This window comes from Methylobacterium sp. WL120, from assembly GCF_008039465.1.
GTDB lineage: Bacteria > Pseudomonadota > Alphaproteobacteria > Rhizobiales > Beijerinckiaceae > Methylobacterium > Methylobacterium cerastii.
Window position 1 is genome coordinate 1 of the sequence record NZ_VRUT01000369.1, and the last position, 760, is coordinate 760.

General features: G+C 68.8%; 1 protein-coding gene and 1 pseudogene. One reads left to right on the forward strand and one right to left on the reverse strand.

The window, feature by feature from the left end; all coding sequences use genetic code 11:
• A partial coding sequence (locus FV229_RS27850) for a hypothetical protein (protein ID WP_210246634.1) occupies positions 1–260 on the reverse strand: 260 nt, incomplete at its 3' end.
• Positions 261–546: 286 nt separating this feature from the next.
• Between FV229_RS27850 and FV229_RS27050 the strand changes: the two are divergent.
• Positions 547–760 (forward strand): annotated as a pseudogene (locus FV229_RS27050) (transporter); the annotation flags it as partial.

Genomic DNA, 760 nt, shown 5'->3' on the forward strand with positions numbered 1-760 from the left:
CCGTAAGCGACGGGGCGCGCCGCCGCCCCCGCCGAATGCCGGAAGCGGTCGGCAAGATCTGCCGAGTGGCCGCGCCGCGCCGCGCACGATTCGGCGGGCGGCGCGGCGGCCGCACGCGTCCGGGCACGGTCCGGCGGCTCGATCGAGGCCTTCGCGGCGCAGTCGAAGGCCTCGGACCGCGTCGGCGCCCGGGCGAACCGTCCCGCCCGCCTTGCCGAATCCTCCCGCTCCGCTTCCTCCGCCAAGGCGCTGAACGGCATGCGCTATTCTGCCGGATAGCGATCCCGTCCGCTGGGTTCCCGTCACTGTTGCGCCGCGACAAGATTGCGGCATTTGAGCAACGGTTCGGCTCTCGCTGATCAGATTCGAGGCATTCCACTGTCTTTCGCCGACGCTCTGTAGAATAGTTATCAGCGTTGAGACACGGGCCGGCTTCGTAGGGGGCGCTTGGCACATCTCGCACGGGAGCCGCGCAGACGGCAGACCGGCAAGGTAGTGCAGAGGCGGCGGGACGAAGCGCGGAAATCCTTGGGAAGGAACGAGAAAATGATCAAGAACTGGCTTGCCGCAGCAGCGGTGATGCTTTCGGTCGGCGTGACCGCGACGGAAGCCTTCGCCCAGACCACCACGATCCCCGGCGAGCAGGTCGGCCTGGCCACCGGCGCGCCGCTGCCCGAGGGCGTCTACGCGATCAACACCTTCATCTACCGCCGGCCCGACGCCACCTTCGGCGCCGACACCGCGATCAACATCCCGGTCC